At 68.0% G+C, this 26752-nt stretch carries 29 protein-coding genes and 1 tRNA gene; 22 read left to right on the forward strand and 8 right to left on the reverse strand.

Annotated elements, in window-relative coordinates; genetic code table 11:
* Positions 1 to 54: 54 nt before the first annotated feature.
* From ACFVWG_RS39470 to ACFVWG_RS39480, 3 genes are read left to right on the forward strand one after another with little or no spacing between them, the layout of a single operon-like run.
* Complete coding sequence (locus tag ACFVWG_RS39470; protein WP_391548643.1) at positions 55 to 1455, forward strand: MFS transporter; 1401 nt, start codon at positions 55 to 57, stop codon at positions 1453 to 1455.
* Positions 1456 to 1470: 15 nt separating this feature from the next.
* Positions 1471 to 2292 carry an NAD(P)H-binding protein gene (locus ACFVWG_RS39475; RefSeq protein WP_391548644.1) on the forward strand — a complete coding sequence of 274 codons (822 nt, stop codon included), beginning with the start codon at positions 1471 to 1473 and terminating at the stop codon, positions 2290 to 2292.
* A gap of 12 nt (positions 2293 to 2304) precedes the next feature.
* On the forward strand, positions 2305 to 2736 hold the full coding sequence (locus tag ACFVWG_RS39480) for a hypothetical protein (protein ID WP_391548645.1): 432 nt from the start codon (positions 2305 to 2307) through the stop codon (positions 2734 to 2736).
* A 13-nt stretch (positions 2737 to 2749) separates the two neighbouring features.
* Here the strand turns inward: ACFVWG_RS39480 and ACFVWG_RS39485 are convergent, their stop codons facing one another.
* The gene (locus tag ACFVWG_RS39485) at positions 2750 to 3265 is read right to left on the reverse strand and encodes a PadR family transcriptional regulator (protein ID WP_391548646.1); all 516 of its coding nucleotides are present in this window, start codon (positions 3263 to 3265) and stop codon (positions 2750 to 2752) included.
* A gap of 109 nt (positions 3266 to 3374) precedes the next feature.
* Here ACFVWG_RS39485 and ACFVWG_RS39490 point away from each other — a divergent pair, with 109 nt between their 5' ends.
* From ACFVWG_RS39490 to ACFVWG_RS39500, 3 genes are all read left to right on the forward strand, one after another.
* A complete protein-coding gene (locus tag ACFVWG_RS39490; RefSeq protein WP_391548647.1) occupies positions 3375 to 3929 on the forward strand; it encodes a hypothetical protein in 555 nt (184 codons plus the stop codon).
* A gap of 10 nt (positions 3930 to 3939) precedes the next feature.
* Positions 3940 to 5286, forward strand: coding sequence for a carotenoid oxygenase family protein (locus ACFVWG_RS39495; protein ID WP_391548648.1), 1347 nt, complete (start codon positions 3940 to 3942; stop codon positions 5284 to 5286).
* A 179-nt stretch (positions 5287 to 5465) separates the two neighbouring features.
* A complete protein-coding gene (locus ACFVWG_RS39500; RefSeq protein ID WP_355466031.1) occupies positions 5466 to 6143 on the forward strand; it encodes a Crp/Fnr family transcriptional regulator in 678 nt (225 codons plus the stop codon).
* Between the two features lie 108 nt (positions 6144 to 6251).
* Here the strand turns inward: ACFVWG_RS39500 and ACFVWG_RS39505 are convergent, their stop codons facing one another.
* The 5 genes from ACFVWG_RS39505 to ACFVWG_RS39525 all read right to left on the reverse strand — a co-directional run bounded on the left by ACFVWG_RS39505 (position 6252) and on the right by ACFVWG_RS39525 (position 9782).
* Positions 6252 to 7208 carry a type IV toxin-antitoxin system AbiEi family antitoxin domain-containing protein gene (locus ACFVWG_RS39505; protein WP_391548649.1) on the reverse strand — a complete coding sequence of 319 codons (957 nt, stop codon included), beginning with the start codon at positions 7206 to 7208 and terminating at the stop codon, positions 6252 to 6254.
* 137 nt (positions 7209 to 7345) lie between these two features.
* On the reverse strand, positions 7346 to 8119 hold the full coding sequence (locus ACFVWG_RS39510; protein WP_391548650.1) for an MBL fold metallo-hydrolase: 774 nt from the start codon (positions 8117 to 8119) through the stop codon (positions 7346 to 7348).
* 85 nt (positions 8120 to 8204) lie between these two features.
* Positions 8205 to 9035 carry an NUDIX hydrolase gene (locus ACFVWG_RS39515; RefSeq protein WP_391548651.1) on the reverse strand — a complete coding sequence of 277 codons (831 nt, stop codon included), beginning with the start codon at positions 9033 to 9035 and terminating at the stop codon, positions 8205 to 8207.
* A gap of 130 nt (positions 9036 to 9165) precedes the next feature.
* Positions 9166 to 9624, reverse strand: a complete 459-nt coding sequence (locus ACFVWG_RS39520; RefSeq protein ID WP_391548652.1) for a RidA family protein — start codon at positions 9622 to 9624, stop codon at positions 9166 to 9168.
* Positions 9621 to 9782 carry a DUF4177 domain-containing protein gene (locus tag ACFVWG_RS39525; RefSeq protein ID WP_132413438.1) on the reverse strand — a complete coding sequence of 54 codons (162 nt, stop codon included), beginning with the start codon at positions 9780 to 9782 and terminating at the stop codon, positions 9621 to 9623. Before ACFVWG_RS39525 ends, ACFVWG_RS39520 begins: the two co-directional genes overlap by 4 nt.
* A 94-nt stretch (positions 9783 to 9876) precedes the next feature.
* Here ACFVWG_RS39525 and ACFVWG_RS39530 point away from each other — a divergent pair, with 94 nt between their 5' ends.
* The 4 genes from ACFVWG_RS39530 to ACFVWG_RS39545 all read left to right on the forward strand — a co-directional run bounded on the left by ACFVWG_RS39530 (position 9877) and on the right by ACFVWG_RS39545 (position 16933).
* Complete coding sequence (locus tag ACFVWG_RS39530; protein ID WP_391548653.1) at positions 9877 to 10827, forward strand: ArsA-related P-loop ATPase; 951 nt, start codon at positions 9877 to 9879, stop codon at positions 10825 to 10827.
* The gene (locus tag ACFVWG_RS39535; protein ID WP_391548654.1) at positions 10824 to 11945 is read left to right on the forward strand and encodes an ArsA family ATPase; all 1122 of its coding nucleotides are present in this window, start codon (positions 10824 to 10826) and stop codon (positions 11943 to 11945) included. The genes ACFVWG_RS39530 and ACFVWG_RS39535 overlap by 4 nt, the downstream gene beginning before the upstream one ends.
* 112 nt (positions 11946 to 12057) lie before the next feature.
* On the forward strand, positions 12058 to 14409 hold the full coding sequence (lon, locus tag ACFVWG_RS39540; RefSeq protein ID WP_391548655.1) for an endopeptidase La: 2352 nt from the start codon (positions 12058 to 12060) through the stop codon (positions 14407 to 14409).
* A gap of 133 nt (positions 14410 to 14542) precedes the next feature.
* Positions 14543 to 16933, forward strand: coding sequence for a penicillin-binding protein (locus ACFVWG_RS39545; protein WP_391548656.1), 2391 nt, complete (start codon positions 14543 to 14545; stop codon positions 16931 to 16933).
* Between the two features lie 45 nt (positions 16934 to 16978).
* Here ACFVWG_RS39545 and ACFVWG_RS39550 read toward each other — a convergent pair whose 3' ends face one another.
* Complete coding sequence (locus tag ACFVWG_RS39550) at positions 16979 to 17446, reverse strand: GatB/YqeY domain-containing protein (RefSeq protein WP_391548657.1); 468 nt, start codon at positions 17444 to 17446, stop codon at positions 16979 to 16981.
* Positions 17447 to 17472: 26 nt separating this feature from the next.
* Between ACFVWG_RS39550 and ACFVWG_RS39555 the strand changes: the two genes are divergently transcribed.
* The 11 genes from ACFVWG_RS39555 (at position 17473) to ACFVWG_RS39605 (ending at position 24889) form a co-directional block, all read left to right on the forward strand.
* Complete coding sequence (locus ACFVWG_RS39555) at positions 17473 to 18432, forward strand: metallophosphoesterase (RefSeq protein WP_391548658.1); 960 nt, start codon at positions 17473 to 17475, stop codon at positions 18430 to 18432.
* Positions 18433 to 18440: 8 nt separating this feature from the next.
* Positions 18441 to 18517 (forward strand) — tRNA-Pro (locus ACFVWG_RS39560).
* Between the two features lie 55 nt (positions 18518 to 18572).
* Entirely contained in the window at positions 18573 to 18953 is a 381-nt protein-coding gene (locus tag ACFVWG_RS39565) for a hypothetical protein (protein WP_391548659.1), read from the forward strand.
* Positions 18950 to 20203 (forward strand): J domain-containing protein, encoded by a 1254-nt coding sequence (locus tag ACFVWG_RS39570; protein WP_391548660.1) that lies wholly within the window; start codon positions 18950 to 18952, stop codon positions 20201 to 20203. The genes ACFVWG_RS39565 and ACFVWG_RS39570 overlap by 4 nt, the downstream gene beginning before the upstream one ends.
* 94 nt (positions 20204 to 20297) lie before the next feature.
* The gene (locus ACFVWG_RS39575) at positions 20298 to 20690 is read left to right on the forward strand and encodes a hypothetical protein (RefSeq protein ID WP_391548661.1); all 393 of its coding nucleotides are present in this window, start codon (positions 20298 to 20300) and stop codon (positions 20688 to 20690) included.
* A complete protein-coding gene (locus tag ACFVWG_RS39580; protein ID WP_391548662.1) occupies positions 20683 to 21384 on the forward strand; it encodes a carbohydrate-binding family 9-like protein in 702 nt (233 codons plus the stop codon). The genes ACFVWG_RS39575 and ACFVWG_RS39580 overlap by 8 nt, the downstream gene beginning before the upstream one ends.
* 48 nt (positions 21385 to 21432) lie before the next feature.
* A complete protein-coding gene (locus ACFVWG_RS39585; RefSeq protein WP_391548663.1) occupies positions 21433 to 22335 on the forward strand; it encodes a hypothetical protein in 903 nt (300 codons plus the stop codon).
* A 10-nt stretch (positions 22336 to 22345) separates the two neighbouring features.
* The gene (locus tag ACFVWG_RS39590; protein ID WP_391548664.1) at positions 22346 to 23110 is read left to right on the forward strand and encodes a CoA transferase subunit A; all 765 of its coding nucleotides are present in this window, start codon (positions 22346 to 22348) and stop codon (positions 23108 to 23110) included.
* Position 23111: 1 nt separating this feature from the next.
* Positions 23112 to 23741, forward strand: coding sequence for a CoA transferase subunit B (locus ACFVWG_RS39595; protein WP_391548665.1), 630 nt, complete (start codon positions 23112 to 23114; stop codon positions 23739 to 23741).
* Positions 23742 to 23811: 70 nt separating this feature from the next.
* A complete protein-coding gene (locus tag ACFVWG_RS39600) occupies positions 23812 to 23991 on the forward strand; it encodes a hypothetical protein (RefSeq protein WP_391548666.1) in 180 nt (59 codons plus the stop codon).
* 7 nt (positions 23992 to 23998) lie between these two features.
* A complete protein-coding gene (locus ACFVWG_RS39605; RefSeq protein ID WP_391548667.1) occupies positions 23999 to 24889 on the forward strand; it encodes a carbohydrate kinase family protein in 891 nt (296 codons plus the stop codon).
* 111 nt (positions 24890 to 25000) lie between these two features.
* On the opposite strand, the gene ACFVWG_RS39610 is transcribed toward ACFVWG_RS39605, so the two are convergent.
* Complete coding sequence (locus ACFVWG_RS39610; RefSeq protein WP_391548668.1) at positions 25001 to 25684, reverse strand: NUDIX domain-containing protein; 684 nt, start codon at positions 25682 to 25684, stop codon at positions 25001 to 25003.
* An 81-nt stretch (positions 25685 to 25765) separates the two neighbouring features.
* Between ACFVWG_RS39610 and ACFVWG_RS39615 the strand changes: the two genes are divergently transcribed.
* A complete protein-coding gene (locus ACFVWG_RS39615) occupies positions 25766 to 26752 on the forward strand; it encodes an SPFH domain-containing protein (protein WP_391548669.1) in 987 nt (328 codons plus the stop codon).

A 26752-nucleotide genomic window follows, 5' to 3' on the forward strand; every position in this document is an offset into this window, starting at 1 on the left:
CCGCAGTCATGACGGCCGTCCCTTCGTGATGCCTTGTTCGGAAGAGGTTCCGCCATGACCACACTCGATGCTCCGACCGCTGTCCGCCGCAGGTGGGCGATCCTCGCCGTGATCCTCGCGGCCGAGATTCTCGACCTGCTCGACTCGACCATCACCAACATCGCCGCACCGACCATCACCCGGGACCTGCGCGGTGGCGACTCGCTGATCCAATGGCTCGGCACGAGCTATGCCCTCGCCCTCGGCGTGCTGCTGGTCGTCGGCGGCCGGCTCGGCGACCGGTTCGGCCGCCGCCGGTTGTTCCTGATCGGCATCACCGGCTTCACGCTGGCCTCGGTCGCCTGCGGGCTCGCCTTCGACCCCACCTCGATCATCGTCGCCCGGCTGATCCAGGGCGCCTTCGGAGCGGTGCTGATCCCCCAGGGCTTCGGCATCCTCGGCGCGGTCTTCCCGCGCGAGGAGATCGGCAAGGCGTTCAGCGCCTTCGGTCCCACGCTCGGATTGTCCGCGGTCGGCGGCCCGATCCTCGCCGGGTTCCTGATCGACGCCGACCTGTTCGGCCTCGGCTGGCGCGCGATGTTCCTGATCAACATCGTGCTCGGCGGCGCCGCCACCGTCGCGGCTGTCCGGCTGCTGCCCCGCGACGACGGCGACCGGGGAGTCTCCGTCGACGGGCTCGGCTCCGGCCTGCTCGGGGTAGCGATGTTCGGTCTGCTGTACGGCCTGATCCAAGGTTCCGGCACCGGCTGGACGGCCGGACCCATCGTCTTCCTGGCCATCGGGGCGATCTTCGCCGGGCTGTTCGCACGGCGCCAGACCACGGCCGCCAATCCGCTCATCAAGCCGTCCCTGCTGAAGAACCGGGGATTCACCTCCGGCCTGCTGCTCGGCGTCGTCTTCTTCGCAGCTGTCGCCGGACTGCTGTACGTCATCTCTCTCTTCCTGCAGAACGGACTCGGCTACTCCCCGCTCCGGACCGCCGCCGTCGGCATGGCCCCGATCGCCGCGGGCATCGTGATCGCCTCGATCTCCTGCTATCAACTGATCGCGAAGCTCGGCCGCAATCTCGTCTTCATCGGCCTGCTGATCACGCTGATCGGCACCGGCGGCCTGTACGCCGCGGTGCACGTCCAGGGTCCTCCCGTCGGAGCCCTTGTCCCGGCGGTCCTCGTGATCGGCCTCGGCATGGGCACCTGCTTCGGGACGATCTACGACGTCACCATGGGCGACACCGACCCGGACGAGGCCGGCAGCGGCAGCGGCTCACTCGCCGCCGTCCAGCAACTCGCCAACGCGATCGGCGCGGCGGCCGTCACCACCGTCTACTTCAAGACCCTCGGCCCGGGCCAGGCCCATGCCGTCAGCACCAGCCTGCTCGTCGTCGCAGGAGTCACCCTCCTGAGTTGCTGCGCGGTCTGGCTGCTCCCCCGAAAAGCCCCTGCCCAGAACCACTGATCCTCAAGGAGCTCGATGATTCTCATCACCGGCGGCCGCGGCGCGGTCGCCAGCCACCTGACCACCTTGCTGACCGCACAGAATCACGCCGTACGGCTGGCGTCATCGGACCCCGGCAAGCTCGACGGCGTCCCGGCCATCAAGCTGGACCTGACCGACCCGACCACCTTCAAGGCCGCTCTGTCCGGCGTCGACTCGGTCTTCCTGTACGCCGAATCCGCGCACATCACCGAGTTCGTCGCCGAGGCCGAAGCCGCCGGCGTACAGCAGGTCGTCATTCTGTCGACTGCGGCGGTCCTCGGCCCGGATGCCGCCAACGACCACCTCGCGAAGTCACACCTGGCGGTCGAGAAGGCGGTCGACGATTCCACTCTCGGTACGACGATCCTGCGGCCCGGTGCCTTCGCGGGCAACGCGAGCGCCTGGGCGTGGCCGATCAAGACCGGCCGGCCGGTGAGCCTGCCGTTCCCCAACGCCCACAGCGATCCCATCCACGAGTACGACGTCGCCGAAGCCGCCTTCACGCTGCTGACCGAGCCACGGTTCCAGCAGCGCGAGTACGTGCTGAGCGGACCTGAGTCGTTGACGTTCGCCGATCAGATCGACCAGCTCTCCGCGGTCATCGGCCGACCCATCGCCATCAACCAGGTGACTCCGGATGAATGGAAGCAGGAGATGGCCGACTACGTCCCCGGGCCGTACGCCGACGCCCTCCTGAACTGGTGGAGGTCCAACGACGGCAAGCCTGTCCGACTGACCGGAACCGTCGACCACCTCACTGGCCACCCCGCTCGCTCCTTCGCCACCTGGGCGCAGGACCACGTCAACGACTTCTGAGACAGGACTCGCATGCGCATTCCTCGCAAGGCTCTGGCCACCATCGCTCTGATCGCGACCGCGGTACCTGCCGCGCCGGCGTTCGCCTACTATCCACCGGCCTACAACGAGAAAAGTCAGTACCTGGCCTGGGACGCACCGGTGGGCTCTCCGCAGGCCTGCGTCCAGCGCACGCTTCGTCTCGCCGCCGGCGACTACGTGTGGTCGGAGTTCGTCAACCACACGTCCGAATGGAAGTCCCGCACCATCTATCTCCGGGACGACACCTACGTCTGGACGACCTGTATCCAGGCCATCGGGAAGTACAACGGCGGCGTCGCGAAGTACGAAGAACTGACCTGGCTCCGGGGCTCGTCGCACAACGAGGCCTCCATCGTCGCCGACGACTATGTGACCGCTTCCGGCTACTACACGGTGGGATCGGAGCTTCTGCCGCTCTTCTGACCCGGCGGGGCCCTCAGCCGGGCTTGACCTGGGTGCGGGCCCACTCGGCCCATTCCTGCTGCATCGCGGCGAGACGCTGACCGTACTCCAGCGCGATCCGGCCGTAGACGGAGAGGCTCGCGTCGTCCCAGTCGATCGCGTCGTCGAGCTTCTTCAACTCGGCGCGCAGCCCGGCCGCCTGCGCGGCCTGCCCGTCGAGGTAGTCGCGCGCTTGCTCGGGAGTGAGGACACCGAGGAAGAAGACCCTGAGCAGGACATCGCTCCGGGTGCGCTGGGGCTCGGTCTCGGTCAGCCACCGGCGGAGCTCCGCCAGGCCGGGTTCGGTCAGCGTGTACTCCTTGCGGCCGCGTGGACCTTGCTCGGACACCACGATCAGGCCGCTGTCCGCGAGTTTGGACAGTTCGCCGTACAGCTGACTCTGGGTGGCCGGCCAGACGTTGGCCAGCGAGGTCTCGAAGGTCTTCAGCAGGTCGTAGCCACTGGCGGGGTGTTCGACCAGCAACCCGAGCAGGGCGTGTCGCAGGCTCATGCAGCACATCCTACTTTCCACTCTTGACATGTCTAGATCGGAGGTTCTATTTTTGACATGTCGAAATTGGAACCTCCGATCCGACCGTCAGTTAGGGAGCACCAGCCTCATGTCGTACTTGCGGACCTTCGCCCCGTGGATCGTCTACGCGATCATCCCGTCCGCCCACTGGAACTGGGCCGCACTGATCGCCCTGGTCCTCTCGATCGGACTGATCGCCCAGCAGACCCGGTCCGGCCGCACGCTCGACGCCCAGATCATCGAGCTCGGCTCAGCCGTCTTCTTCGCCGCCATCACGGTCATCGCGTTCATCACGCCGGACAGCGGGCTGCACCCCTACACGCCGGCGCTGTCGTCGGCCGCGCTCGCCCTGATCGCCGGTGCCTCGCTCGCCGTGCGGAGGCCGTTCACGCTGGGGATCGCCAAGCAGACCACGCCCCGCGAGGTCTGGGGGCAGCCGCTGTTCGTCCGCACCAACGTCATCATCACCACCGTCTGGACCGCGAGCTTCGCCGTCGCCGCGATCGTTCTCGCCACCCTCGCGCACTCCGGCTCGACCACGCGGACCATCGTCCAGATCGCGGCGTTCGTCGTACCGATGATCTTCACCGTGCGCTACGTCGCTCATGTCCAGGCCAAGGCCGCCCAGCTCCGGACCCACTGAAGGAGATCTCGTGCAGACCGCACCCGCACCGCACCTGGCCGGCAACTACGCTCCGGTCGACCAGGAACTCACCGCCTACGACCTGCCGGTGACTGGTCAGATCCCACCCGAGCTGACCGGCTGGTACCTGCGCAACGGCCCCAATCCGCACGACGCGGCCTCCGGCCACTGGTTCTTCGGCGACGGCATGATCCACGGCGTCCGGATCGAGGCCGGGCGAGCGGTGTCCTACCGCAACCGCTGGGTCCGGACATCGACCTTCACCGACGGCGCGAAGGTCAACGACGCCGAAGGAAACCTGGATCTGACGGCAGGCGTCGCGAACACCCACGTCGTCCGGCACGCCGGTCGCACCCTGGCGCTGGTCGAGTCCTCCTACCCCTACGAGCTCACCCGCGAGCTGGACACAGTGGGTGCGTACGACTTCGGCGGCAAGCTGCGGACGGCAATGACCGCCCACCCGAAGACCTGCCCGACGACCGGCGAGCTGCACTTCTTCGGCTACAGCCTGCGGGCACCGTACCTGACCTATCACCGCGCGGATGCGACCGGGGAGCTGGTGATCAGCCGACCGATCGACGTACCGGCCGCCACGATGAACCACGACTTCAACCTCTCCGCCGGCCACGTCGTCTTCATGGACCTGCCGGTGGTCTTCGACCTGGCGGTGGCCAGGTCCGGTGGCGGGATGCCCTTCAGCTGGAACGAGGGGTACGGCGCCAGGCTCGGCGTACTGCGCCGTGACGACCCGTACGGCGAAGTGCGGTGGTTCGCGATCGATCCCTGCTACGTCTTCCACACGCTGAACGCCCATGACCAGATCGGACCGGACGGCCACGAACAGATCGTCCTGCACGTCATGCGATACCCGGAGCTGTTCCGTCAGGACAGCACGATCCCCCAGCAAGCGACGCTGTGGCGCTGGACCATCGACCTGACGACTGGCACCGTGCGCGAGGAGCAATGTCACGATCGCGCCGCCGAGTTCCCCCGCATCGACGACCGGCTGGCCGGGCTGGACACCCGCCACGGCCACGCGACTGTCTCCCGGACGCCTACTGGTGGCGCAGCTTCTGGTGCGCTGCTCCGCTACGACCTGCGCGATGGTGGGGTCACGACGCACGAGTTCGGTCCGGGCCGGACCCCGGGCGAGGCCGCCTTCGTCCCGGCCGACAGCCGTCCTGGCGGTGACGGCTGGCTGATGACCTATGTGTACGACGCCGCCTCCGGCACCAGCGATCTGGTGATTCTCGACGCCACCGACCTGACCGCGCCACCGGTGGCGGCCATCCACCTGCCGGTCCGGGTCCCGTACGGGTTCCACGGCAACTGGCTCGCGGACCGGCTCCAGGCCTGACTTCAGGTGGTCCCGGAGACGCGTTCCCGGGCCGCCGAGACGCGCCGGAGGCGGCCTACGTGGCGTCGCCGACACCGGAGGGGCTACGGTTTTGGGGCGAGCGGGTGGATACGCTCATCTCGCCGGGTGGGGTGATCCCTCCTCCGTAGTCGTGGTCGAAGGTCCTAGGAGGCCCCAAAGTGGATGCCACAGTGATCAAGCAGGCGCCGCTGTTCAGTCAACTCGACGACGAGGCAGCCGACGCGCTGGCCGCGTCGATGACCGAAAGCCGGCTGCGCCGCGGCCAGGTGCTGTTCCACGAGGGCGACTCCGGGGACCGGCTGTTCATCGTCGTCGAGGGCAAGGTCAAGCTCGGCCGCACCTCGGCCGACGGCCGGGAGAACCTGCTGGCGGTGCTCGGCCCGGGCCAGATGTTCGGCGAACTGTCGCTGTTCGACCCCGGACCGCGCTCCTCCACGGTCACCGCCGTCACCGACGCGTCGATGATGTCGCTCACCCACGACGAGCTCCTGCGCTGGCTGGCCGGCCGCCCCGAGGTTGCCCGCGGCCTCCTCCTGCAGCTCGCCTCCCGCCTCCGCAAGGTCTCCGACGTAGTCGCCGACCTCGTGTTCTCCGACGTCCCCGGCCGCGTCGCCAAGGCCCTCCTGGACCTGGCCAGCCGCTTCGGCCGCACCGCCGACGACGGCGTCCACGTCCACCACGACCTCACCCAGGAAGAGCTGGCCCAACTGGTCGGCGCCTCCCGCGAAACGGTCAACAAGGCCCTGGCCGACTTCGCCTCCCGAGGCTGGGTCCGCCTAGAACCCCGCTCCGTAGTCCTCCTGGACGTAGACCGCCTCCAACGCCGAGCCCGCTAACCCCCGCCCGCCCACACCCCGCCGTACCGGCTCCAATTTGGCTGGCTAGGCACCGAAATCAGGGGTTCTGCACTCATAACCACGGTGCAGAACCCCTGATTTGCGTGCTCAGCCAGCCAAATCTGTACGGCGGGAACGGTCCAAGGCCGCGCGGAGAGTTCGGCCGGTGCGGGCCGGTTGATCGAGGTCTGCCCAGGTGGTCCGGACGACGTGCAGGCCGAGGGCCCGGAGCCGGTCCTCGCGGGTCTTCTCCTGGATCAGGACCTCGCGCGAACCGTCGGCGTACTTCATCAGGCCGTCGAACTCGACGACGAGGTTGTAGTCGGGGAAGTAGAAGTCGACCCGTCCGATGAACCCGTCGGCATCCGAGAAGACCACCTGCAGGACGGGAGTCGGCAGGCCCAGTTGATGCATGAGCACCCTGAACCGCGACTCGCCGACCGACTCCGCCAGTGGGTTCGCGAAGGCGAGCGCTGCCCGGATCGTCGGGCTCCCCGGCCAGAATTCGGCCGCCTCGAGCACGCGCAGGAGTTCAGCCTGCGGTACCCGGCCAGTCCGCAGTACGGCGTCCGCGCTCACGACCGCCGCCTCGAACGAACCCGCGGCTGCGGTCTCGACCAGCGCGCGGGCAAGGACCGTGACGGGCAATCCGCCCACCTCGGCGAGGTCCGCCGTACTGAGGAGTGCTCGATGATGTCTGACACCGGCGGCGTGGCCGTTGCGCCAACCGCTCGTCCTCGTCAGCTGGACCTCGGACAGATTCGCTCCCCACACCGGGATGCCATGCATGACCAGAGCGGAGTGATGGCTCACCACGAACGTCCCAGGACGCATCGAGTTCGCCGCGGCGCGGACCGATCGTCGATGGAGCACGAGCTCGCGTTCCCACGGCATCAACTGGCTGAGGTCGGCGCGTTCGGCGTACTGACCATGGCGCACGCGCTGCCACCGACCGTCGCGCAGCCGTTCCTGGACCTGCTCAGGCGTATACCCCGCATCGAGGGCCTGGCGACGGCTGAAGACACCACCTTGCAGGCCGGCAACGGCCGCGAGTACCGGGTTCATCACCCTAGAATCGCCCACCCGCCCCCGCCATGGGGCCCCTCACCGAAACCTGTGGATAACCCCCATTTGGCTGGCTAGGCACTCAAATTGGGGGTTCTCCACCGTGGATATGAGTGCCTAACCCCCGATTTGGCTGGCTAGCCAGCCAAATAGTCGAGTTGGGCGCGGACTGAGCGTTCGGCGGCGGGCCAGAGGGTGGGGTCTACGTCGGCGTAGACGTGGGCCACTACTGCCTCTGGGGTGGTGTGGCCGGCGGCTACGGCTTCGCGGACTTGGGCCAGGCGTTCTTGGCGGTGGTTGAGGTAGTGGGTGAGGACTTTGCCGGGGTCGGTGATGACGGGGCCGTGGCCGGGGAGGAGACGTTCCAGGCCGGCGGCTGAGTTGGCGAAGGCGAGGAGTTTCTCGAGGGAGTCGAGGTAGGGGGCTAGGGCGCCGTCGGGGTGGGCTACGACGGAGGTGCCGCGGCCGAGGACGGTGTCGCCGGTGAGGAGCGAGCCGTCCTGCGGGAGCCAGAAGCAGACTGAGTCGAGGGTGTGGCCGGGGGTGGGGACCACCTCGACGCGGAGGTCGCCGGCGGTGATGACGTCGCCTTCGGCGAGGCCGTGGGCGTGGTCGGTGGGGATGCGGAAGGCGGGGTCGACGGCGCGGACGCCGCAGCCGGCCTGGTTGGCGAACCAGGCGGCGCCTTCGGTGTGGTCGGGGTGTTTGTGCGTGAGCAGTACGACGGCGACGTCACCGGCTGCATCCAGTACGGCGCGGAGGTGGTCCTCCAACTGGGGTCCCGGGTCGACCACGATCGACTGGGTGGCGTCCGGGGCCCGGAGGATCCAGGTGTTGGTGCCCTCGAGCGTCATCGGGCCGGGGTTCGCGGCCAGTACCCGGGTCGCGTAGTCGGTGACACGCTCGATCATGGGGCCTCCTGGACTGGAATGACGAGGGAAGGACTGGAGTCAAAGCCCCATGACCCGCCGCGCGGAGCGTGGCGATGTGCACAGCTCATGAGTTCTCCAGGTAGGCGAGGTCGTCTTCGATGCGCAGGGTCGGCATGATGATCGGGATCTCCCGGTTCCCCGCGGCGGCCAGCGCAGCCGCGACATCGCCGTACGGCGTGAGGTCGGCGCAGCTCAGGTAGGTCGGGGGCAGCATCAGGACCGAGCCGGCGTCGGCGGCCGCGACCGCGTCGGCGGGGCGCATCCAGGCGACCTGGTCGGACTCGCTGGTCACGTCGCGGGTGATCTGGCCGGCGGGGAGGGCTGCGACGAAGAAGGCGGTGTCGTAGCGCTTCGGCTCGAATTCGGGGGTGATCCAGTGCGCCCACGCGCCTAGCAGGTCGGCGCGCAGGACCAGGCCGCGGCCGTGCAGGAAGTCGGCGAAGCCGAGCTCGCGGGATTCGAGGGCGACCCGGTCGGCCTCCCAGTCGTCGCCGCTCGTGTCCGCGACCACGGATGAGGCGGAGGGGCCGGCGAGCAGGACACCGGACTCCTCAAACGTCTCTCGTACGGCGGCAGCGACGTACGCGGAAGCCGTTTCCTCCGAACAGCCCAGCCGGGCGGCGAACCACGAGGGCGGCGGACCGGACCACGAGTCGGCGACGGTTGCGTCGGTCGGGTCGACACGGCCGCCCGGGAAGACCGTCATACCGGCGGCGAAAGCCATCGACTGCTGCCGGCGGAGCAGATAGACCTCAGGCCCGGCGGCGGTGTCGCGGAGCAGGATCACGGTCGACGCAGGGCGGGGCTCGGCGGGCGTCGGGGAGTCGCGGACGTGTGCGAACGCCGCCTCGGCCATCCGGCCGGTCAGCGGTTCCGACCTCAGATCGCGGACCATGTGCGCAGCCTCCAGGTGCTCAGCCCCATTTCACTGGCTAGGCACCGAAATTGGGGGTTCTACACCGTTAACCAGGGTGGAGAACCCCCAAACTCCCTGCCTAGCCAGCCAAATCGCGGTGGGGGCGGGGTCAGACCTCGACGATGAGTTCTACCTCGACGGGGGCGTCGAGGGGGAGGACCGGTACGCCGACCGCGGAGCGGGCGTGCTGGCCGATCTCACCGAAGACCTGGCCGAACAGCTCCGAGGCGCCGTTCGCGACCTGGGGCTGACCGGTGAACTCCGGGGTGGACGCGATGAACGCGACGGCCTTGACGATCCGCTTGATGTTCGCCAGGTCGCCGATCTCGGCCTTGACCGCGGCCAGGGCGTTCAGCGCGCACTGCTGCGCGCACTCGGCCGCGACCTCGGGGGTGACCGCGTCGCCGACCTTGCCGGTGGCGATCAGGGTGCCCTCGCGCAGCGGCAGCTGCCCCGACGTGTAGACGAGGTTGCCGGTCCGGACGGCCGGGACATAGGCGGCGACCGGCTTGGCCACCTCCGGCAGCTTCAGGCCGAGCTCGGCCAGCTTCTCCTCGGGGTGGCTCACTTGGACTCGATCTCCCGTTTGAAGTAGGCGACCAGGTTCTCCGGGTTCATCCCCGGGACGACCTGGACCAGCTCCCAGCCGTCCTGGCCGAAGTTGTCCAGGATCTCCTTGGTCGAGTGGACCAGCAGCGGTGCGGTGAAGTACTCGAACTTCTTCATGAGGGCGACTCTAACGGGAGCGAGCTGTGCATCTACCTTCCCCGCCCCACCGCCCCGGTCGGTGTGCCGTGGGCCACGTCCTACTCTGGACCTTATGGCGCGACTCCACGTGGTGACCGGCAAGGGAGGCACCGGGAAGACGACTGTTGCCGCTGCCATGGCGCTCGCGCTGGCGGGGCAGGGTCAGCGGGTGCTGCTGGTCGAGGTCGAGGGGCGGCAGGGCATCGCCCAGATCTTCGACGTACCACCGCTCCCGTACGTCGAACGCAAGATCGCGACCGGGGTCGGGGGCGGCGAGGTGTTCGCGCTGGCTGTGGACGCCGAGGCCGCGCTGCTGGAGTACCTCGACATGTACTACCACCTCGGTCGTGCCGGGAAGGCGCTCGACAAGGTGGGGGCGATCGACTTCGTCACCACGATCGCACCGGGACTGCGCGACGTCCTGCTGACCGGCAAGGTCTACGAAGCGACGCGCCGCAAGGCACACGGCAAACTCGCGTACGACGCGGTCGTGGTGGACGCACCACCGACCGGCCGGATCGGGTCGTTCCTGAACGTGAACCACGAGGTCGCGAACCTGGCCAAGGTCGGGCCGATCCGGAACCAGGCGGACGCGATCATGGGGATGCTGCGGTCCGATGTGACCCGGATCCATCTGGTCACGCTGCTGGAGGAGATGCCGGTCCAGGAGACGCTGGATGCGGTCGAGCAGCTGGAGGCCCTGGATCTGCGGATCGGGTCGATCGTGGTGAACATGATGCGGCACAGTCCGCTCGATGATGACGCGCTCGCCCTTGCGGTGAAGGAGAAGATCCCCGCGACCGAGTTGACCAAGGGGTTGCGGGCAGCCGGTGTTGCCGTGAGCAAGGAGTTGGTGGCGACGCTGGCCGCCGAGGCCCGGGACCACGCGGTGCGGATCGGGCTGGAGCGCGAGAACCGCGACCGGATAGATGCCCTAGGCAAGCAGGTGACCGAGTTGGCGTTGCAGCCCGAGGGAATCGACCACGGGACGTTGATCGACCTGGCCGAGGAGTTCCGCGGATGACCGCCCTGGATCTGGATGCACTGATCGACGACCCCACGACTCGGATTGTCGTCACCTGTGGGTCGGGTGGAGTAGGGAAGACGACTACGGCGGCGGCGTTGGGGTTGCGGGCTGCTGAGCGGGGGCGGAAGGTCGTCGTACTGACTATTGATCCGGCTCGGCGGTTGGCGCAATCGTTGGGGCTGACCGAGTTGGACAACACCCCGCGGGCGGTGGTCGGGGTGGATGAGGACAACGGCGGCCGGCTGGACGCGATGATGCTGGACATGAAGCGGACCTTCGACGAGGTCGTGCTCGCGCATGCGACGCCGGAGAAGGCCGAGCAGATTCTGGCGAACCCCTTCTATCTGGCGTTGTCGTCGTCGTTCGCGGGGACGCAGGAGTACATGGCGATGGAGAAGCTCGGCCAGCTGCACAAGCAGGCTGAGGCGTCCGGTGATTGGGACCTGATCATCGTGGACACGCCGCCGTCGCGGTCGGCGTTGGACTTCCTGGATGCGCCCGAGCGACTCGCTTCACTCCTCGAGGGGCGTTTCCTGCGGCTGCTGCTGGCGCCGGCGAAGGGACCGTTCCGGTTGATGTCGACGGCCGTGAACATGGCGATGTCGGTGATGAACAAGGTCCTCGGCGCGCAGGTGCTGACCGACGTACAGACATTTGTCGCCGCGTTCGACACGTTGTTCGGTGGGTTCCGGAAGCGCGCGGACAAGACCGTTGCATTGCTGCGTGAACCGCAGACCGCGTTCCTTGTGGTGGCGGCTCCGCAGAACGACGCGCTGCGGGAGGCGTCGTACTTCACGGAGCGGTTGCGCGCGGAGAACATGCCGCTGGCCGGCGTCGTACTGAATCGGGTGACGAACTCGGACGCTACGGATCTGTCGGCCGAGCGGTCGATGGCAGCGGCGGAGAAGCTGGAGGAGGCGGACAAGTCGCCACTGACGGCCGCGCTGCTCCGGCTGCACGCGGACAAGATGCAGCAGGTGGTCGCCGACCACAAGCGCGCCGACCGGTTCAAGCGCGGACACCGCTCGATCCCGACCGTCGAGGTACCGGCCCTCGCCGATGACGTCCACGACCTCTCCGGTCTCCGCCAGATCGGTCAACTCCTCACCGGCTAGGCGGAGCCGCCCTCCATTTCACCCTCAGCGAACGCCGGGGACCCGGGGAATGACCTGGTGGGGGCATTGGTTGAGCCTGTCAGACTCAATCTTTGGATAAGGGTGTGACAGCGTGACCGATACGTTGAATCTTCCGGTTCTGCCGCTGGACGACGTCGTCGTCCTGCCGGGAATGGTCGTGCCGGTCCGCCTCGCCGACAGCGAGGCGCGAGCGGCCATCGATGCCGCACAGGCCTCGGGTGCCGACCAGGTGCTGCTGGTACCGCGGCTGGACGGGAAATATGCGAAGGCCGGAGTACTCGGCGAGATCGAGCAGATCGGCCGGCTGCCGGGCGGAGCCCAGGCAGCAGTGATCCGCGGTACTGCGCGGGTCCTGATCGGCGCCGGGACCACTGGTCCGGGTGCTGCCCTCTGGGTCGGAGCGACCCAGCTACACGAGATCACTGACGCGCGGTCGGCTGAGCTGGCCCGCGATTACAAGTCCCTCACCACGTCCGTGCTGGAGCGCCGTGGCGCCTGGCAGGTCATCGACTCCGTGAAGCAGGTGAACGACCCGGCGGAGCTGTCCGACCTGGCCGGTTACGCGTCATACCTGAGCAACGAGCAGAAATCCGAGCTGCTGGAGAACGCCAACGTCTCCGAGCGGCTGGAGAAGCTGATCGGTTGGGTGAAGGACCACCTGGCCGAGCTCGAGGTCTCCGAGACGATCCAGAAGGACGTCCAGGAGGGTATGGAGAAGCAGCAGCGGGAGTTCCTGCTGCGCCAGCAGATGGCCGCGATCCGCAAGGAGCTGGCCGAGCTGGACGGCAAGGCCGAGTCCGAGGAAGAGGACTACCGCGCTCGCGTCGAGGCTGCTGACCTGCCGGAGCACGTGGCGAAGGCCGCGCTGGCCGAGGTCGACAAGCTCGAGCGGACGTCAGAGCAGTCTCCCGAGGTCGGCTGGATCCGTACCTGGCTGGACACCGTCCTCGAGGTGCCGTGGAACGAGCGCAGCGAGGACAGCTACGACCTGCGCGAGGCACGCGCCGTACTGGATGCGGACCACGCCGGTCTGGATGACGTCAAGGAACGCATCACCGAGTACCTGGCTGTACGGCGTCGCCGTGCGGACCGTGGACTGGGTGTCGTCGGCGGTCGCCGGAGTGGCGCCGTACTGGCTCTGGTCGGGCCTCCTGGCGTGGGTAAGACCTCGCTGGGTGAGTCCGTGGCGCGAGCCATGGGGCGCAAGTTCGTCCGGGTCGCACTGGGTGGCGTCCGGGACGAGGCCGAGATCCGCGGGCACCGGCGTACCTACGTCGGCGCACTGCCGGGCCGGATCGTCCGGGCCATCACCGAGGCGGGTTCGATGAACCCCGTCGTACTGCTGGACGAGATCGACAAGGTGGGTGCGGACTACCGGGGAGACCCGACGGCCGCGCTGCTGGAGGTCCTCGACCCGGCGCAGAACCACACCTTCCGGGACCACTACCTGGAGGTCGAGCTGGACCTGTCCGACGTGGTGTTCCTGGCCACGGCGAACGTGCTGGACTCGATCCCCGGTCCGCTGCTGGACCGGATGGAGCTGGTGCAGCTGGACGGGTACACCGAGGAGGAGAAGGTCACGATCGCCCGTGACCACCTGCTTCCGCGACAGCTGGAGCGGGCGGGCCTGACGGCGGACGAGGTGACGGTCGACGAATCGGCGCTGCGGTTGCTGGCCGGCGAGTACACGCGTGAGGCCGGCGTACGGCAGCTCGAGCGGTCCATCGCCCGGGTGCTGCGGAAGGTGACGTCCAAGATCGCCCTGGGCGAATCGGAGGGCGCGCTGACCATCGGCGACGGTGATCTGAAGGGGTACCTGGGGTCCCCGCGGTTCACACCGGAGTCTGCGGAGCGTACGGCGCTCCCGGGCGTCGCGACTGGACTAGCGGTGACCGGTGCGGGTGGTGACGTGCTCTTCATCGAGGCGTCGCTGGCCGACAAGGAGACCGGTCCGACCGGAGTCACGTTGACCGGGCAGTTGGGTGACGTGATGAAGGAGTCGGCGCAGATCGCCCTGTCGTACCTGCGCTCACACGGTGCGGAGCTGGGGCTCCCGGTCAGCGATCTGGCCGAACGGAACACCCACATCCACGTACCGGCCGGTGCTGTCCCGAAGGATGGACCTTCGGCCGGTGTGACGATGACAACGGCCCTCGCGTCGCTGCTGTCCGGACGGCCGGTCCGTTCGGAGGTCGCGATGACCGGTGAGGTGTCGCTGACCGGGCGGGTCCTCCCGATCGGTGGGGTGAAGCAGAAGCTGCTCGCCGCCCACCGGGCCGGGCTGACCACGATCCTGATCCCGAAGCGCAACGAGCCCGACCTGGACGACGTACCGGAGTCGGTGCTGGCGGAGCTGACCGTTCACCCGGTGAGCGACGTACGGGAAGTGCTGGAGCTGGCGCTGGAACCGGCGCAGGTCGAGGCACGCCAGTACGCCGCCTGAGACCGTCGTACTGATGAGGGCCCGAGCACCTGCTCGGGCCCTCGTTCTTTAGGATGAACTTTGTCCAGAGACAGTGACGCAACTCACATCGCGAGCGGTAACCCAAAATGCCGGTCCCGTAGTCTCTATAACCATGCGCGTCAGGGAGAAGGGCGACCGCGGAGTCGTCCAGTCGGTGGTTCTGTTCCTCGGAGTGAGTGTGCTGTCGGGCGCGCTGGCAGCAGGTCTGGCAATGCCGTTGGCGGGGTTGGCCGGGTTCACGACGGAGAAGACGTCGGAGACCCTGGAAGACCTCCCCCAGCAGTTCGACGAGGTGCCGCTCAAGCAGAAGAGCACCATCCGGGCTGCCGACGGATCCGTGATCGCGACCCTGGCGGACAAGAACCGGGTCCCGGTCAAGCTCAGCCAGATCGCGCCGATCATGCAGAAGGCGATCGTCGCGATCGAGGACGACCGCTTCTACGAGCACGGCGCGCTCGACCTCAAGGGCACGCTGCGTGCGCTCGCGGTGAACCAGACCGAGGGCGCGGTCCAGCAGGGTGGTTCGAGCATCACCCAGCAGTTCATCAAGATGAGCCTGATCGAGAAGGCGAACACCCCGGCCGAGGTCGAGGCCGCGACCGCCGCGACGACCCAGCGCAAGGTCGCCGAGCTGCGGTACGCGATCGCCGCCGAGAAGGAATACTCGAAGAACGAGATCCTCGAGAAGTACCTGAACCTGGCGAACTTCGGCGACGGCGCCTGGGGCATCCAGTCCGCCGCGCAGCACTACTTCCGCGTCGACGCCAAGGACCTCACCCTCGCCCAGTCCGCGATGCTGGCCGGCATGGTGAAGAGCCCGACGGCCTACGACCCGACGAACAACATGAAGCGCTCCAAGGACCGCCGTGACGTGGTCATCCGCCGGATGCTCGAGCTCAAGGTGATCTCGGTCAACCAGGCCAACCTGGCGCTCAAGACCCCGGTCATCGACCCGACGAAGGTCCGCAAGAACCAGATCGGCTGCGCCAACTCGCCGTACCCGTTCTACTGCGAGTACGTCGTCGCGCAACTCAAGGAGAATCCGGCCTTCGGCAAGACTCCGAAAGACCGCGCCAACTATTTGAAGACCGCCGGTCTGACGATCCGCACCTCGCTCGACCCGAAGATCCAGGCGGCCGCCCAGAAGTCGATCGACGAGCACAGCAAGCCCGACGACCAGGCCGTCGCGGCGATCACCGTCGTGCAGCCTGGCACCGGCCTGGTCAAGGCCATGGTGCAGAGCAAGCCCTACGGCGCGAAGAAGAACCAGACTGCGTACAACTACAACGTCGAGAAGTCCTACGCCGGTGGCTTCGGCGGCTTCCAGATCGGTTCGACGATGAAGGCCTTCACGATCGCGGCCGCGATTCAGAAGGGCTTCCCGATCACCCACACGATCCCTTCGCCGAACACGATCGATCTGAGCGGCAAGAAGTTCAGCACCTGCGACGGGACGACCTCGGCGCCCGACTACACGCCGAGCAACTCGACCAAGAACGTTCCGGTGCCGACCATGATCCAGGCGGCGCAGAAGTCCACCAACACCTACTTCCTGCTGCTCTCGCAGCAGACCGGGCTCTGCCCCATCGCGAAGATCGGCGCGAGCCTCGGTCTGAACAACGCCCAGACCGGTGAGCCGCTGGAGCAGGTTCCCTCGATGACCTTGGGCATCGACTACGTGACCCCGCTTCAACTGACCTCGGCGTACGCCGCCTTCGCCGCGCGCGGGAAGTTCTGCACCCCCTGGGTTGTCACCTCCGTTCGAGACGCCGCCGGCAAGCCGGTGAAGGTCCCTGGCGCGAGCTGCAAGCAGGCTCTGGCTCCCGAGGTCGCCGACGGCGTCAACGAGGTCCTGCACCAAGTCATGGAGCCGGGCGGCACCGGTAGCAAGCTGAAATTCGGCAACAGCGACCTGGCCGGTAAGACCGGAACGATCCAGCACGCCAAGGCTGTCTGGTACGCCGGATATTCCAGCACCATGGCCGCTGCCGCAGTCGTCGCCGACGCGTCACCGCCGTACGACGGCCTGATCGGTCAGACCCTGGACGGCCGCGAGATGGGCGACGCCTCAGGCTCCGGTACGGCCGGTCCCCTGTGGGAAACCGCCATGCGCGGAGCCCTCCAAGGCGTTCCGACCTCGCACTTCACCGCACCCGACGACAAGACCCGCAACGGCGACATCAAGGACCTTCCGTACGTCAACGGCATGAACCCCGACGACGCTGCCAACAAGATCCGCCAGGCCGGCTTCGAGGCCCAGATCAGCCCGGACCAGGTCAACTCCGAGGAGTCCGCCGGCACCGTCGCCTACACCGACCCCCGCCGCCGCGACGGCGCCCCGGCCGGTTCCACGGTGACCATCTACGTCTCCAACGGCAACCGGAGCGGCAACAACCAGGGCGACCCCAACGGCGACGGCAACCAAGGCCAGCCCGGTGGCCAGCCCAACGGCGGCGGCACCCCAGGCTGCCAACCCTGGGAACGCAACTACCCCAACTGCTGACAACGCGAAGGGCCTCGTCCGCCACGGACGAGGCCCTTCGTCATCTCAGGCGCCTAGTTGGCGTTTTACTTCGGCGGAGACGGCGCCGCCGTCGGCTTTGCCTTTGACCTTGGGCTGGAGGGCGCCCATGACCTTGCCGATGCCGCGGGGGCCCAGGTCGGCGGCGCCGGTGGCGGCGATGGTTTCGGTGACCAGGGCGGCGATCTCTTCGGCCGTCAGCTGCTCGGGGAGATACTCGGCCAGGATGTCGGCCTCGGCCTGCTCCTTCTCGGCCAGTTCCTCCCGGCCGGCGTCGCGGTAGGCGATGACGGACTCGCGGCGCTTCTTGGCCTCGGACCCGAGGACGTCGAGGATCTCGGCGTCGGAGAGCTCGCGGGCCTCCTTACCGGCGACCTCGGCCTTGGTGACCGCGGTGAGCGCCATCCGCAGGGTGGACTTGCGGATCTCGTCGCGCGCCTTCAGGGCGGCGGTCATGTCGTCGTGGAGGCGCTGTTTCATTCCGGAGTTGGACATAGGAGAGATTGTGGCAGGCTAGAAGAATGGGTTTGCGCAGGATTGCCGGGAACACTCTCAAGGCCACAGCCGCTGTCGGGGCTGTGGGGGCCGCCTGCGTGGCGTATGCGGCGGTGGTCGAGGTGCGGTGGTTCACGCTGCGCAAGGTGACCGTGCCGGTGCTCGCCGAGGGGGCCGCGCCGATCAAGGTGCTGCATCTGTCCGATCTGCACCTGATGCCGACCCAGGAGAAGAAGATCGGCTGGGTCAACGACCTGGCGGCGCTCGAGCCCGACCTGATCGTCAACACCGGCGACAACCTGTCGCACGAGGATTCGGTGCCGCCGTTGCTGCGCGCGCTCGGTGATCTGCTCGATCTGCCCGGGGTGTTCGTGTTCGGCTCCAACGACTACTGGAAGCCGCACTTCAAGAACCCGGGCAAGTACCTGCTGCCCGCCAACAAGCAGCGCCACAAGCCGCACGGCCCGGACCTCCCGTTCGAGGAGATGCGCCGCGCCTTCACCGACGCCGGCTGGGCCGACCTCAACAACGCCAAGACCAGCCTGAAGATCAACGGCCTGCGCCTCGACTTCGCCGGCACCGACGACCCGCACATCAAGCGCGACCGGTACGGCGTGATCGCGGGCGAGGTGGACTCGTCGGCCGATCTCTCGATCGGGGTGACCCACGCGCCGTACCAGCGGGTCCTGAACGCTTTCGTCGACGACGGCTATCCGCTGGTGCTCGCCGGTCACACCCACGGCGGCCAGCTCGCGGTGCCCTTCTACGGCGCTCTGGTGACCAACTGCGACCTCGACGCGTCCCGCGTCAAAGGCCTCTCCACCTGGGGCAGCAACGGCCGTCAGGCAGCTCTCCACGTCTCCGCCGGACTCGGCACCTCGCCGTACGCGCCCGTCCGTTTCGCCTGCCGTCCGGAAGCGACATTGCTCACGTTGGTGCCCCGGGTAAACCCGATTTCGTCCAGCAGCCCGGCGCATGTAAGCTAACGGCGATTCGGGCTGTGGCGCAGCTTGGTAGCGCGCTTCGTTCGGGACGAAGAGGTCGCAGGTTCAAATCCTGTCAGCCCGACCACGAGATGCAGGGTCAGTCACTCCGGTGACTGACCCTCCTTCTTTTTGGGGGACACATGAAGTGGCGGATCGCCGGGCCGATCGTGCTCGGCCTGTGGGTGGCGTGGATCGTCGTACCCATCCTGCTCAGCTTCCTCGACGACTGGAGTGGCTTCCGGATCGTGATGGTGCTGTTCGCGCCGTGGGCCGCAGTGCCGACGCATTGGCGCAAGCGGGTGCCGCTCGGTCGGGTGCTGCAGGGGTTCGGCATCGCGCTGCTGCTCCTGCTCCCCATCGGCGGGATCGCGGGCCACGTCCCCACGTTGGAGTACTTCAAGCTCATCGCGCCCCTCCTCGCCCTGCCACTGGTTTGGCTCTCGAACCGGCAGTGGGTCAAGGCCTTACCCGGTGTGGTCGATACGCTCCCGCCCATGAGCGAGGAGCGCGGGCGAGGTTGAGCGAGCCTGATCACTACGAGGTGCTGAACGTCGAGCGCACGGCCACCGCGGCTGAGATCAAGACCGCGTACCGGAAGCTCGTCCGCCAGGTGCATCCGGACCAGGGTGGCAACGCGGCGCTGTTCCGCGTCGTCCAGGAAGCCTGGAACACGCTCTCGGACCCGGAGCAGCGAGCCGCCTACGATCGCAAACTGGCCGGCGGCCGACCGACAGACGCACCGAAACCGCCACGCCCGGACCCCGAACACTCCAGCCCACCGCCGCCCCAAGGCCCACCAACCGGTACGCCGGACGCGGAGCGCGGGCAGGTCTGGGCAGTCCCCCGGATCGGGCGGTTCACGGTCATCGCGCCGGTGGCGTTGGCCGCCTGGCTGATGGTGGCCGTGGCACCGTTCGTGTACTCGACCTTCTCGGACGGGTTCGACGTCGCGAACACAATCTTTGTAGTGGCATTCGTCGTGGTGGCGTTGCCGCCGCACTGGCAGCGGCGGTTGCCGTTCCGTCGGTGGGTGAGTGGGTGCGGGGCGTTGCTGGCGATCACGCTTCTGGTGATGACCCTGCCGTTCGCCAAGGTGCAGCTCGGCACGATGTCCCGGGCCTGGATCTACGTGCTCGTGGCTGGTCTGCTGGTCGTCCGGATCCTCGGCAGCCGCTGGTCCAAAGCCCGCGAACTCGACCGCGCCCTCGGCCCGGACGCGACGTACGACTCCAACGTGTGGGGCCGCCCGGGCGAGCCGCTGGTGGACGACGGCTACACCGCGCCACTCGCGAGTCCCGACGTACTGCGGCATCGTCAGGCCGCCCAGCTCCTCGAGGCCGTGGTGCTGCAACTCCCGGCGGCCAAGCTGATCCACGGCGCGCGGGTCGACGGCGTACCGGTTGATCACCTGCTGCTCGCGGGCCACCGGCTGGCTGTGATCTCGTCGGTGACCTGGCCGCCCGGCAACTACAGCTTCGACGTCTATGGCTCGGTCCTGCGCAACGGGCAGCCTTTCGCAGGCCACGACACCGCGCTGGCCGGGGTGGTCGAGGCCTGGCGCGCCCGTTCGGCCCGAGGCGTCGAGGTCCGGGGCTACGTCGTCGTCCTCGGCAATGGCCCCATCACCGTCACCGCCGGCCAGGACATCACGTACCTGACCGCGAGCTCGGCCGCGAGCGAGCTGATCACCTGGCTGCAGCCGGACGGCAACCTCATCGACCGGCGGGTGCTGAACGACATCTTGTACCGGGCGCCGCTCGACCTAGGCTGACAAGGTGCCGGACGGCCGGTTCCGGACGACGCCGCCGTACGGGATGCGATCGCAGTCTCCCTCGGGGCGGCCTGATCCGGATACTGTGCGGGCTATGGACGACAAGCCGCCGCTCCCGCCGTTGTTGATCCTGGCGCTGGTCGGGCTGCTTTGCGGCTTCGCCACCATCGGACTGGTGTGGGGCAGCGAGCAGGGGTGTGAGCGGTTCCGCGACACCACGAACTGCGGGGCGCTCGGTCTTCCGCTGCTGGTAGTCATCGTGGTGGTCACGATGGTGCTCGGCGGGATCGCGCTCAACCGGCTCGCGATGCCGCATCCGCGGCTCGTCGCGTTCCTCGGGGTCGCGTTCATGCTGGCCGTCGTCCTCGCCTTCCTGACCGGCAATCTCTCGTCGCCGTGGACCCTTGCTGTGATCCCGGTACTGACCGCGATCACCTTTCTGCTCGCCGACCTCGTCGCCCGACTCCTGGAGCGCGCTGATGCCTGATCTGCCCGTCTACGACTGCCCTCGTACGACGTCCGCCCCGAACCTCGACGGCACCCTGACCGACCCCGCGTGGGAGGTCGCGCCGTGGACGACCGACTTCGTCCAGATCCTCGGCGCGGGCCCGGGACCGCGGTTCCGCACCCAGGCCAAGCTCATGTACGACGACCAGTACCTGTACGTCGGCGGCAAGCTCGAGGAGCCGCACGTCTGGACGACGATGACCGAGCACAACAGCCGGCTCTACTTCGAGAACAACTTCGAGGTGTTCCTCGACCCGGACGGCGACGGCGCGAACTACTACGAGTTCGAGATCAACCCGCTCGGCACGATCTGGGAGCTCACCCTCACCAAGCCGTACGACGAGGGGGGCGAGGCGATCGACCCGACGAACCTGCCCGGGCTGCGGACCGCGATCCACGTCGACGGAACCGTCAACGACCCGTCCGACACCGACACCGGATGGACGGTGGAGCTCGCCATCCCGTGGGCGGACCTCGCCGTACCGACCAAGGGTCAGCCGACCGTGCCCGCAAAGGGTGACGAGTGGCGGATGAACCTGATGCGCTGCCAGTGGCCGCACGACGTGGTGGACGGTGAGTACGTGAAGGGGGCCGAGAGCGAGTTCTGGGTCTGGTCACCGCAGTACGTCGCCAACATGCACTACCCGCCGCAGTGGGGCGTCCTGCGTTTCTGACGCCACCCGCCTGCGCGCGACTTGGGTCCAGCGGTAACAATGAGCTACGTGGAGTTCGGGGGCGGAGTCGTCAGCGCGGTCGAACGCGCCTGCGAGACCGATCTGAGAACCGCACTCCGTTTGGTTGCCCGCTACTCGGCGTACTGGTGGTCCCGCGGCCTCGAGGACGAGGCGGCCGCAGCGGCCGAGCGAGTGCTCAGCATGCTGGGCCGCTCGGTCCCGGTCGGACTGGACGAGGAGTACCTGCTCGCCGTGCTGCACGGCGCCTCCTCGGCGGAGCAGGAGCAGATCGAGCTGGCCCAGCAGATCGTCGACGCCACGGACGGACCGTTCCGGTACTCCGCGACGGTGCTGCTGTGGTGTCTGGTCTTCGGACCGTTCGAGCCGGTGGACGTGGTTGAGGACGTGCTGAAGCGCAACGAGCACGGCGACGCCTGGACGCGCGCAGCGGTCGAGCTGTGCCGCGGATACCCCGGACTGACCCGAGCGACCGAGGAGGAGGCCGCACAAGCCCTCCGTACGGCGCTGGGCCGGTTCCGGATGCTGGAGGACGCCTGGGGCACGTTCCTGGCGCTCAGTGCGCTCCAGCAGTCTGTGGGCGCGCCACTGGAGCTGACCACGGAGGCGCTCGGGCTGGCGGAACAACTCGGGCTGGACGAGCAGGTCGGCCTACTGCTGTGCCGACGCGGAGACCTGTACCGAGTCCAGGACAAGCTGGACGCGGCCCGCCACGACTACAGCATGGCGCTGGTGCTCGGTGAGCGGGCTGAGCTGCCAGAGACGGTCGCAGCGGCCCACATCGGGCTCGCCCGGGCCGCCCGGTGCTGTGGGCACGTTCAAACGGCCCACGCCCACCTGGCCGCCGTACTGGAGCTGACCGACCTCGAGGACGCCCACTATGAGGCGCGTCACGAGTTGGAGGCACTGCAGCAGGTGTCGGCGACGGCTTAGAGTCGTCGCCATGGACAAGACCTACGAGTCGCCGCAGGCCGCGGTCGCCGACATCGAGGACGGCGCGAGCCTCGCGGTCGGCGGTTTCGGGCTGTGTGGCAATCCCATGCACCTGATCAGCGCCCTGCACGAGAAGGGGGTGAGCGGGCTCAGCGTGGTGTCGAACAACTGCGGCGTCGACGACTGGGGCCTGGGCATCCTGCTCGCGGACAAGCGGATCGCGAAGATGACCTCGTCGTACGTCGGCGAGAACAAGGAGTTCGCGCGGCAGTTCCTGTCCGGTGAGCTGGAGGTCGAGCTGACCCCGCAGGGCACGCTGGCCGAGAAGCTGCGCGCCGGCGGCTGCGGGATCGCGGCCTTCTTCACGCTGGCCGGCGTCGGGACGCAGGTCGCGGAGGGTGGGCTGCCGCAGAAGTACAACACCGACGGCTCGGTCGCGAAGGCCTCGGAGCCGAAGGAGACCCGCGAGATCAACGGTACGACGTACGTCCTCGAGGACTCGATCACGACCGACTTCGGGCTGGTGCACGCGCTGCGTGGTGACACCCACGGGAACCTGGTGTTCGACCGGAGTGCCCGGAACTTCAACCCGCTGGCCGCGATGGCCGGCCGGGTCACGATCGCGACGGTCGAGGAACTGGTCCAGCCTGGTGAACTGGATCCGGACTCGATCCACCTGCCGGGCGTCTACGTCCAGCGAGTGGTTGCCGTCGGCAAGGACATTGAGAAGCGCATCGAGAAGCGCACTGTGCAACCTGCTCTGAAGGAGGCCTGAGATGCCGTTGACGCGTGAGCAGATGGCGGCACGGGCCGCGAGCGAGCTCGAGGACGGCTCGTACGTGAACCTCGGGATCGGGCTGCCGACGCTGGTCCCCAACTACATCCCGGACGGCGTCACCGTCGTACTGCAGTCGGAGAACGGCATCCTCGGTGTCGGGCCCTACCCGCTCGACGGCGACGAGGACCCGGACCTGATCAACGCCGGCAAGGAGACCGTGACGACCCTGCCGGGGGCGAGCTTCTTCGACTCGTCGCTGTCGTTCGGGATGATCCGCGGCGGCGCGATCGACGCCGCGATCCTCGGGGCGATGCAGGTGTCGGCGACCGGTGACCTGTCGAACTGGATGATCCCCGGCAAGATGGTCAAGGGCATGGGCGGGGCGATGGATCTCGTGCACGGCGCCAAGAAGGTGATCGTGCTGATGGAGCACGTCGCCAAGGACGGTTCGCACAAGATCCTCACCGAGTGCGACCTGCCGTACACCGGGCGCGGAGTGGTCGACCGCATCATCACCGACCTCGCCGTACTGGACATCACCGATGACGGGCTGAAGCTGGTCGAGCTGGCCGATGGGGTGACCTTCGAGGAGCTGCAGGAGAAGACCGGGGCTCCGATAAGTCATTAGATCTGGGGACGCGACGGAGTAGTCGACACGGCGAGCCTTGGACTCACAACGAGTTCGAGGAGGCCGGACCATGAAGTACCTGGATCGAGCACTGTGCAGCATGCGGCACCTGGACGTGCAGTGTTCCGTGCTGCCGACCGACGGACCGTACGCCGAGGCGAAGGAGTACTGCCTCAGCGTCCGGCCCGAGGTCGACCGCGACGCCGAGTGGCGGAACGCACCTGTCGGGACGGACGAAAGTCGGGTATGACGGGTGGGTGGAGCTGGATGTGTTGGTGGTGGGCGGAGCTGGGGTCGACACGATCGTGCGGGTGCCGGGGCTGGAACTGGGCGCTCGGGAGACGGTGTGGGTCGAGCCCATCGAGACGTACGTCGGGCATACCGGGCATGGGGTTGCGTTGGGGTGTCACCTGCTCGGGATGCAGGCTGGGCTGGCGGATGTGATCGGGGAGGACGACGAGGGGTTCCGGATCCGGCAGTTGTACTGGGATCTGCAGATGCCGTTGCACTTCGTGGAGCATCCGAACGGGACGCGGCGGTCGGTCAATCTGGTGACGCCGGACGGGGAGCGGCTCGCGTTCTACGACGGGCGGCATCCGGCCGGGATGCGCGTCGACCCGGAGCTGTGGCGACCGGCGATCGCCGACGCCCGGCACGTGCATGTCTCGATCATGGATTTCGCTCGGGATGCCCTGCCCGATGCGTTGGCCGCGGGCCGCACGATCTCCACCGACCTGCACGACTGGGACGGGAAGGACGACTACCACCGGGATTTCGCCACCTCGGCGGACATCGTGTTCGTCTCGGCCAGTTCGCTGCCGGATGACGCTGTGAGTTGGATCTTTGAGCACGGGCGCGCGCAGGCGGTCGTCGTACTGGCTGGTGCCAGTGGGAGTTATCTGCATCTCCCGGGGAAGCCGCCGCGGCACATCCCGGCGCTGAAACTCGCCGACCGGCCAGTCGTCGACACGAACGGCGCCGGCGACGCCTACGTCGCAGCGTTCCTGGCGCGCTGGCTCGACGGAGTCGGCTGGTACGACGCCGCGCAGGCCGGGACCATCGCCGGCGCCTGGGCCTGCGGCTCGGCGGGCACCCACACCGACCTGATCACCGCCGAAGAACTCGCCGCCCGCAGCGCGAGCAAATAGATCTGCGGACCGCCCCCCACTCACTAAGTACCTCGGACGGCGGTTTCCGAGCGACGGCTGAGCGTGGCGGGGCGGGCGCCACGGAGGTTGGTGAGTGTTGGCGGTCCGGGTTCAGCCTCGGGTCATGGGTGGGTGGAGGGTCGAGGCGTCGCCGCGGTGGAAGAGTTGGGCGGGGCGGCCGCCGTCGCGGGTGGTCGTGGCGCCGGCGGGTTCCACGAAGCCGGGGGTTTTGGTGACCTTGCGGTGGAAGTTGCGGGGGTCGAGCGGGGTGCCCCAGACCGCCTCGTAGATGGCCCGGAGCTCGGAGATGGTGAATTCCGGCGGACAGAAGACCGCGGCGAGTGGGGAGTACTCGAGTTTGGCGCGGGCGCGTTCGACGGCGTCGCTCAGGATCTGGTGGTGGTCGAAGGCCAGGCGGGCGGGGTCGGCCAGCAAGGCATCGGCGGGGACCCAGCGCGCGGACTCGGCGTCGGTGCCTGCAACCGGGGCGGGCAGGTCGGGGACCAGAGCCAGGTAAGCAACGCTGACGACGCGACCGCGGGGATCGCGGGTGGGAGCGCCGTACGTGGCGACCTGCTCGAGGTGAATGCGGTCGGTGGCCAGGCCGGTCTCTTCGGTCAGCTCGCGGCGCGCGGTGGTCTCCAGGTCCTCGTCCTCGCGGACGAAACCGCCGGGAAGGGCCCAGCGACCCCGGTACGGCGCGATGCCGCGGCGGATGAGCAGCACCTGGAGGGCATTCTCGCGGACGGTCAGGATGACCAGGTCAGTCGCCAGGCCCAGCGGCACGAAGTCCATACCGACCACTCTAATCGTCACCTTGACGAGAAGTCACTCCCTCCCTTATCGTCAAAGTGACGACAAGGGAGAACGAACGACATGGCAGACATCACGAGGTTCCGCTTCATCAGCCACCTGCGGGCCAACCCGACCACCCACGTGCGGCATCTGCGCAACGGGAAGCTCGCGCACGACGGCGCCGGGCAGGCGTTCTGGTTCCGGGCCCTGAACTCCTCGCTGAGCGAGATCCCGATCGACGACCGTGAGCAGCCGCTGCTGTTCCACGGGCGGACGCAGGACTTCCAGGACGTGGCGGTGCAGGCGACCGTCACCTACCGGGTGGTCGATCCGGGGCTGGCCGCGACCCGGCTGGACTTCGGGATCGACCCCGACACGGGGATGTGGCGAGCCACACCGCTTGAGCAGTTGGGCGGGTTGCTGACCGAGCTGGCACAGCAGACCGCGCTCGACCTGCTCGCCCGGATGACCCTGACCGAGGCACTGTCCGAGGGCATGACCGAGCTGCGCCGGGCCTGCGGGACCGGGCTGCGGGAGGACCAGCGGCTGACCGGGCTCGGGATCGGCGTCGAGGATGTCCGCGTGGTCGCCGTACGGGCCGAGCGTGATGTGGAGAAGGCGCTGCAGACACCCACCCGCGAGATGGTTCAGCAGGCGGCGGACAAGGCGACGTACGAACGGCGTGCGATGGCAGTTGAGCGCGAGCGTTCGATCGCGGAGAACGAGCTGCAGAACCAGATCGAGCTCGCCCGTCGCGAGGAGCAGTTGGTCAACCAGCGCGGGCAGAACGAGCGCATGCGCGCGACCGAGGCCGCGGCCGCCGGTCAGATCGAGACGCAGGCGGCCGCGAGCCGGCAGCGCGCGATGGCAGAGGCCGAGGCGGATGCGAAGCGAGTCATCGGCGCAGCCGAGGCAGCGGCGGAGCAGGCGATGCTGGAGGCGTACGCCGAGCTCGACCAAGGCACGATTCTCGCGCTGGCGATCAAGCAGGGTGCACTGCCGGAGATCGGCACGCTCAACCTCACCCCCGACCTCATCACTCCGCTCCTGTCGAAGCTGACGGCCTGA

Source organism: Kribbella sp. NPDC058245, from assembly GCF_042882005.1.
Taxonomy (GTDB): Bacteria; Actinomycetota; Actinomycetes; order Propionibacteriales; family Kribbellaceae; genus Kribbella.

Excerpts from the sequence above, each read along its gene's own strand:
- ACFVWG_RS39470 (WP_391548643.1), top strand. The coding sequence starts at position 55 with ATGACCACACTCGATGCTCCGACCGCTGTCCGCCGCAGGTGGGCGATC.
- ACFVWG_RS39475 (WP_391548644.1), top strand. The coding sequence starts at position 1,471 with ATGATTCTCATCACCGGCGGCCGCGGCGCGGTCGCCAGCCACCTGACC.
- ACFVWG_RS39480 (WP_391548645.1), top strand. The coding sequence starts at position 2,305 with ATGCGCATTCCTCGCAAGGCTCTGGCCACCATCGCTCTGATCGCGACC.
- ACFVWG_RS39485 (WP_391548646.1), bottom strand. The coding sequence starts at position 3,265 with ATGAGCCTGCGACACGCCCTGCTCGGGTTGCTGGTCGAACACCCCGCC.
- ACFVWG_RS39490 (WP_391548647.1), top strand. The coding sequence starts at position 3,375 with ATGTCGTACTTGCGGACCTTCGCCCCGTGGATCGTCTACGCGATCATC.
- ACFVWG_RS39505 (WP_391548649.1), bottom strand. The coding sequence starts at position 7,208 with ATGAACCCGGTACTCGCGGCCGTTGCCGGCCTGCAAGGTGGTGTCTTC.
- ACFVWG_RS39510 (WP_391548650.1), bottom strand. The coding sequence starts at position 8,119 with ATGATCGAGCGTGTCACCGACTACGCGACCCGGGTACTGGCCGCGAAC.
- ACFVWG_RS39515 (WP_391548651.1), bottom strand. The coding sequence starts at position 9,035 with ATGGTCCGCGATCTGAGGTCGGAACCGCTGACCGGCCGGATGGCCGAG.
- ACFVWG_RS39525 (WP_132413438.1), bottom strand. The coding sequence starts at position 9,782 with ATGAAGAAGTTCGAGTACTTCACCGCACCGCTGCTGGTCCACTCGACC.
- ACFVWG_RS39530 (WP_391548653.1), top strand. The coding sequence starts at position 9,877 with ATGGCGCGACTCCACGTGGTGACCGGCAAGGGAGGCACCGGGAAGACG.
- ACFVWG_RS39535 (WP_391548654.1), top strand. The coding sequence starts at position 10,824 with ATGACCGCCCTGGATCTGGATGCACTGATCGACGACCCCACGACTCGG.
- ACFVWG_RS39545 (WP_391548656.1), top strand. The coding sequence starts at position 14,543 with ATGCGCGTCAGGGAGAAGGGCGACCGCGGAGTCGTCCAGTCGGTGGTT.
- ACFVWG_RS39550 (WP_391548657.1), bottom strand. The coding sequence starts at position 17,446 with ATGTCCAACTCCGGAATGAAACAGCGCCTCCACGACGACATGACCGCC.
- ACFVWG_RS39555 (WP_391548658.1), top strand. The coding sequence starts at position 17,473 with ATGGGTTTGCGCAGGATTGCCGGGAACACTCTCAAGGCCACAGCCGCT.
- ACFVWG_RS39565 (WP_391548659.1), top strand. The coding sequence starts at position 18,573 with ATGAAGTGGCGGATCGCCGGGCCGATCGTGCTCGGCCTGTGGGTGGCG.
- ACFVWG_RS39575 (WP_391548661.1), top strand. The coding sequence starts at position 20,298 with ATGGACGACAAGCCGCCGCTCCCGCCGTTGTTGATCCTGGCGCTGGTC.
- ACFVWG_RS39580 (WP_391548662.1), top strand. The coding sequence starts at position 20,683 with ATGCCTGATCTGCCCGTCTACGACTGCCCTCGTACGACGTCCGCCCCG.
- ACFVWG_RS39590 (WP_391548664.1), top strand. The coding sequence starts at position 22,346 with ATGGACAAGACCTACGAGTCGCCGCAGGCCGCGGTCGCCGACATCGAG.
- ACFVWG_RS39595 (WP_391548665.1), top strand. The coding sequence starts at position 23,112 with ATGCCGTTGACGCGTGAGCAGATGGCGGCACGGGCCGCGAGCGAGCTC.
- ACFVWG_RS39600 (WP_391548666.1), top strand. The coding sequence starts at position 23,812 with ATGAAGTACCTGGATCGAGCACTGTGCAGCATGCGGCACCTGGACGTG.
- ACFVWG_RS39610 (WP_391548668.1), bottom strand. The coding sequence starts at position 25,684 with ATGGACTTCGTGCCGCTGGGCCTGGCGACTGACCTGGTCATCCTGACC.
- ACFVWG_RS39615 (WP_391548669.1), top strand. The coding sequence starts at position 25,766 with ATGGCAGACATCACGAGGTTCCGCTTCATCAGCCACCTGCGGGCCAAC.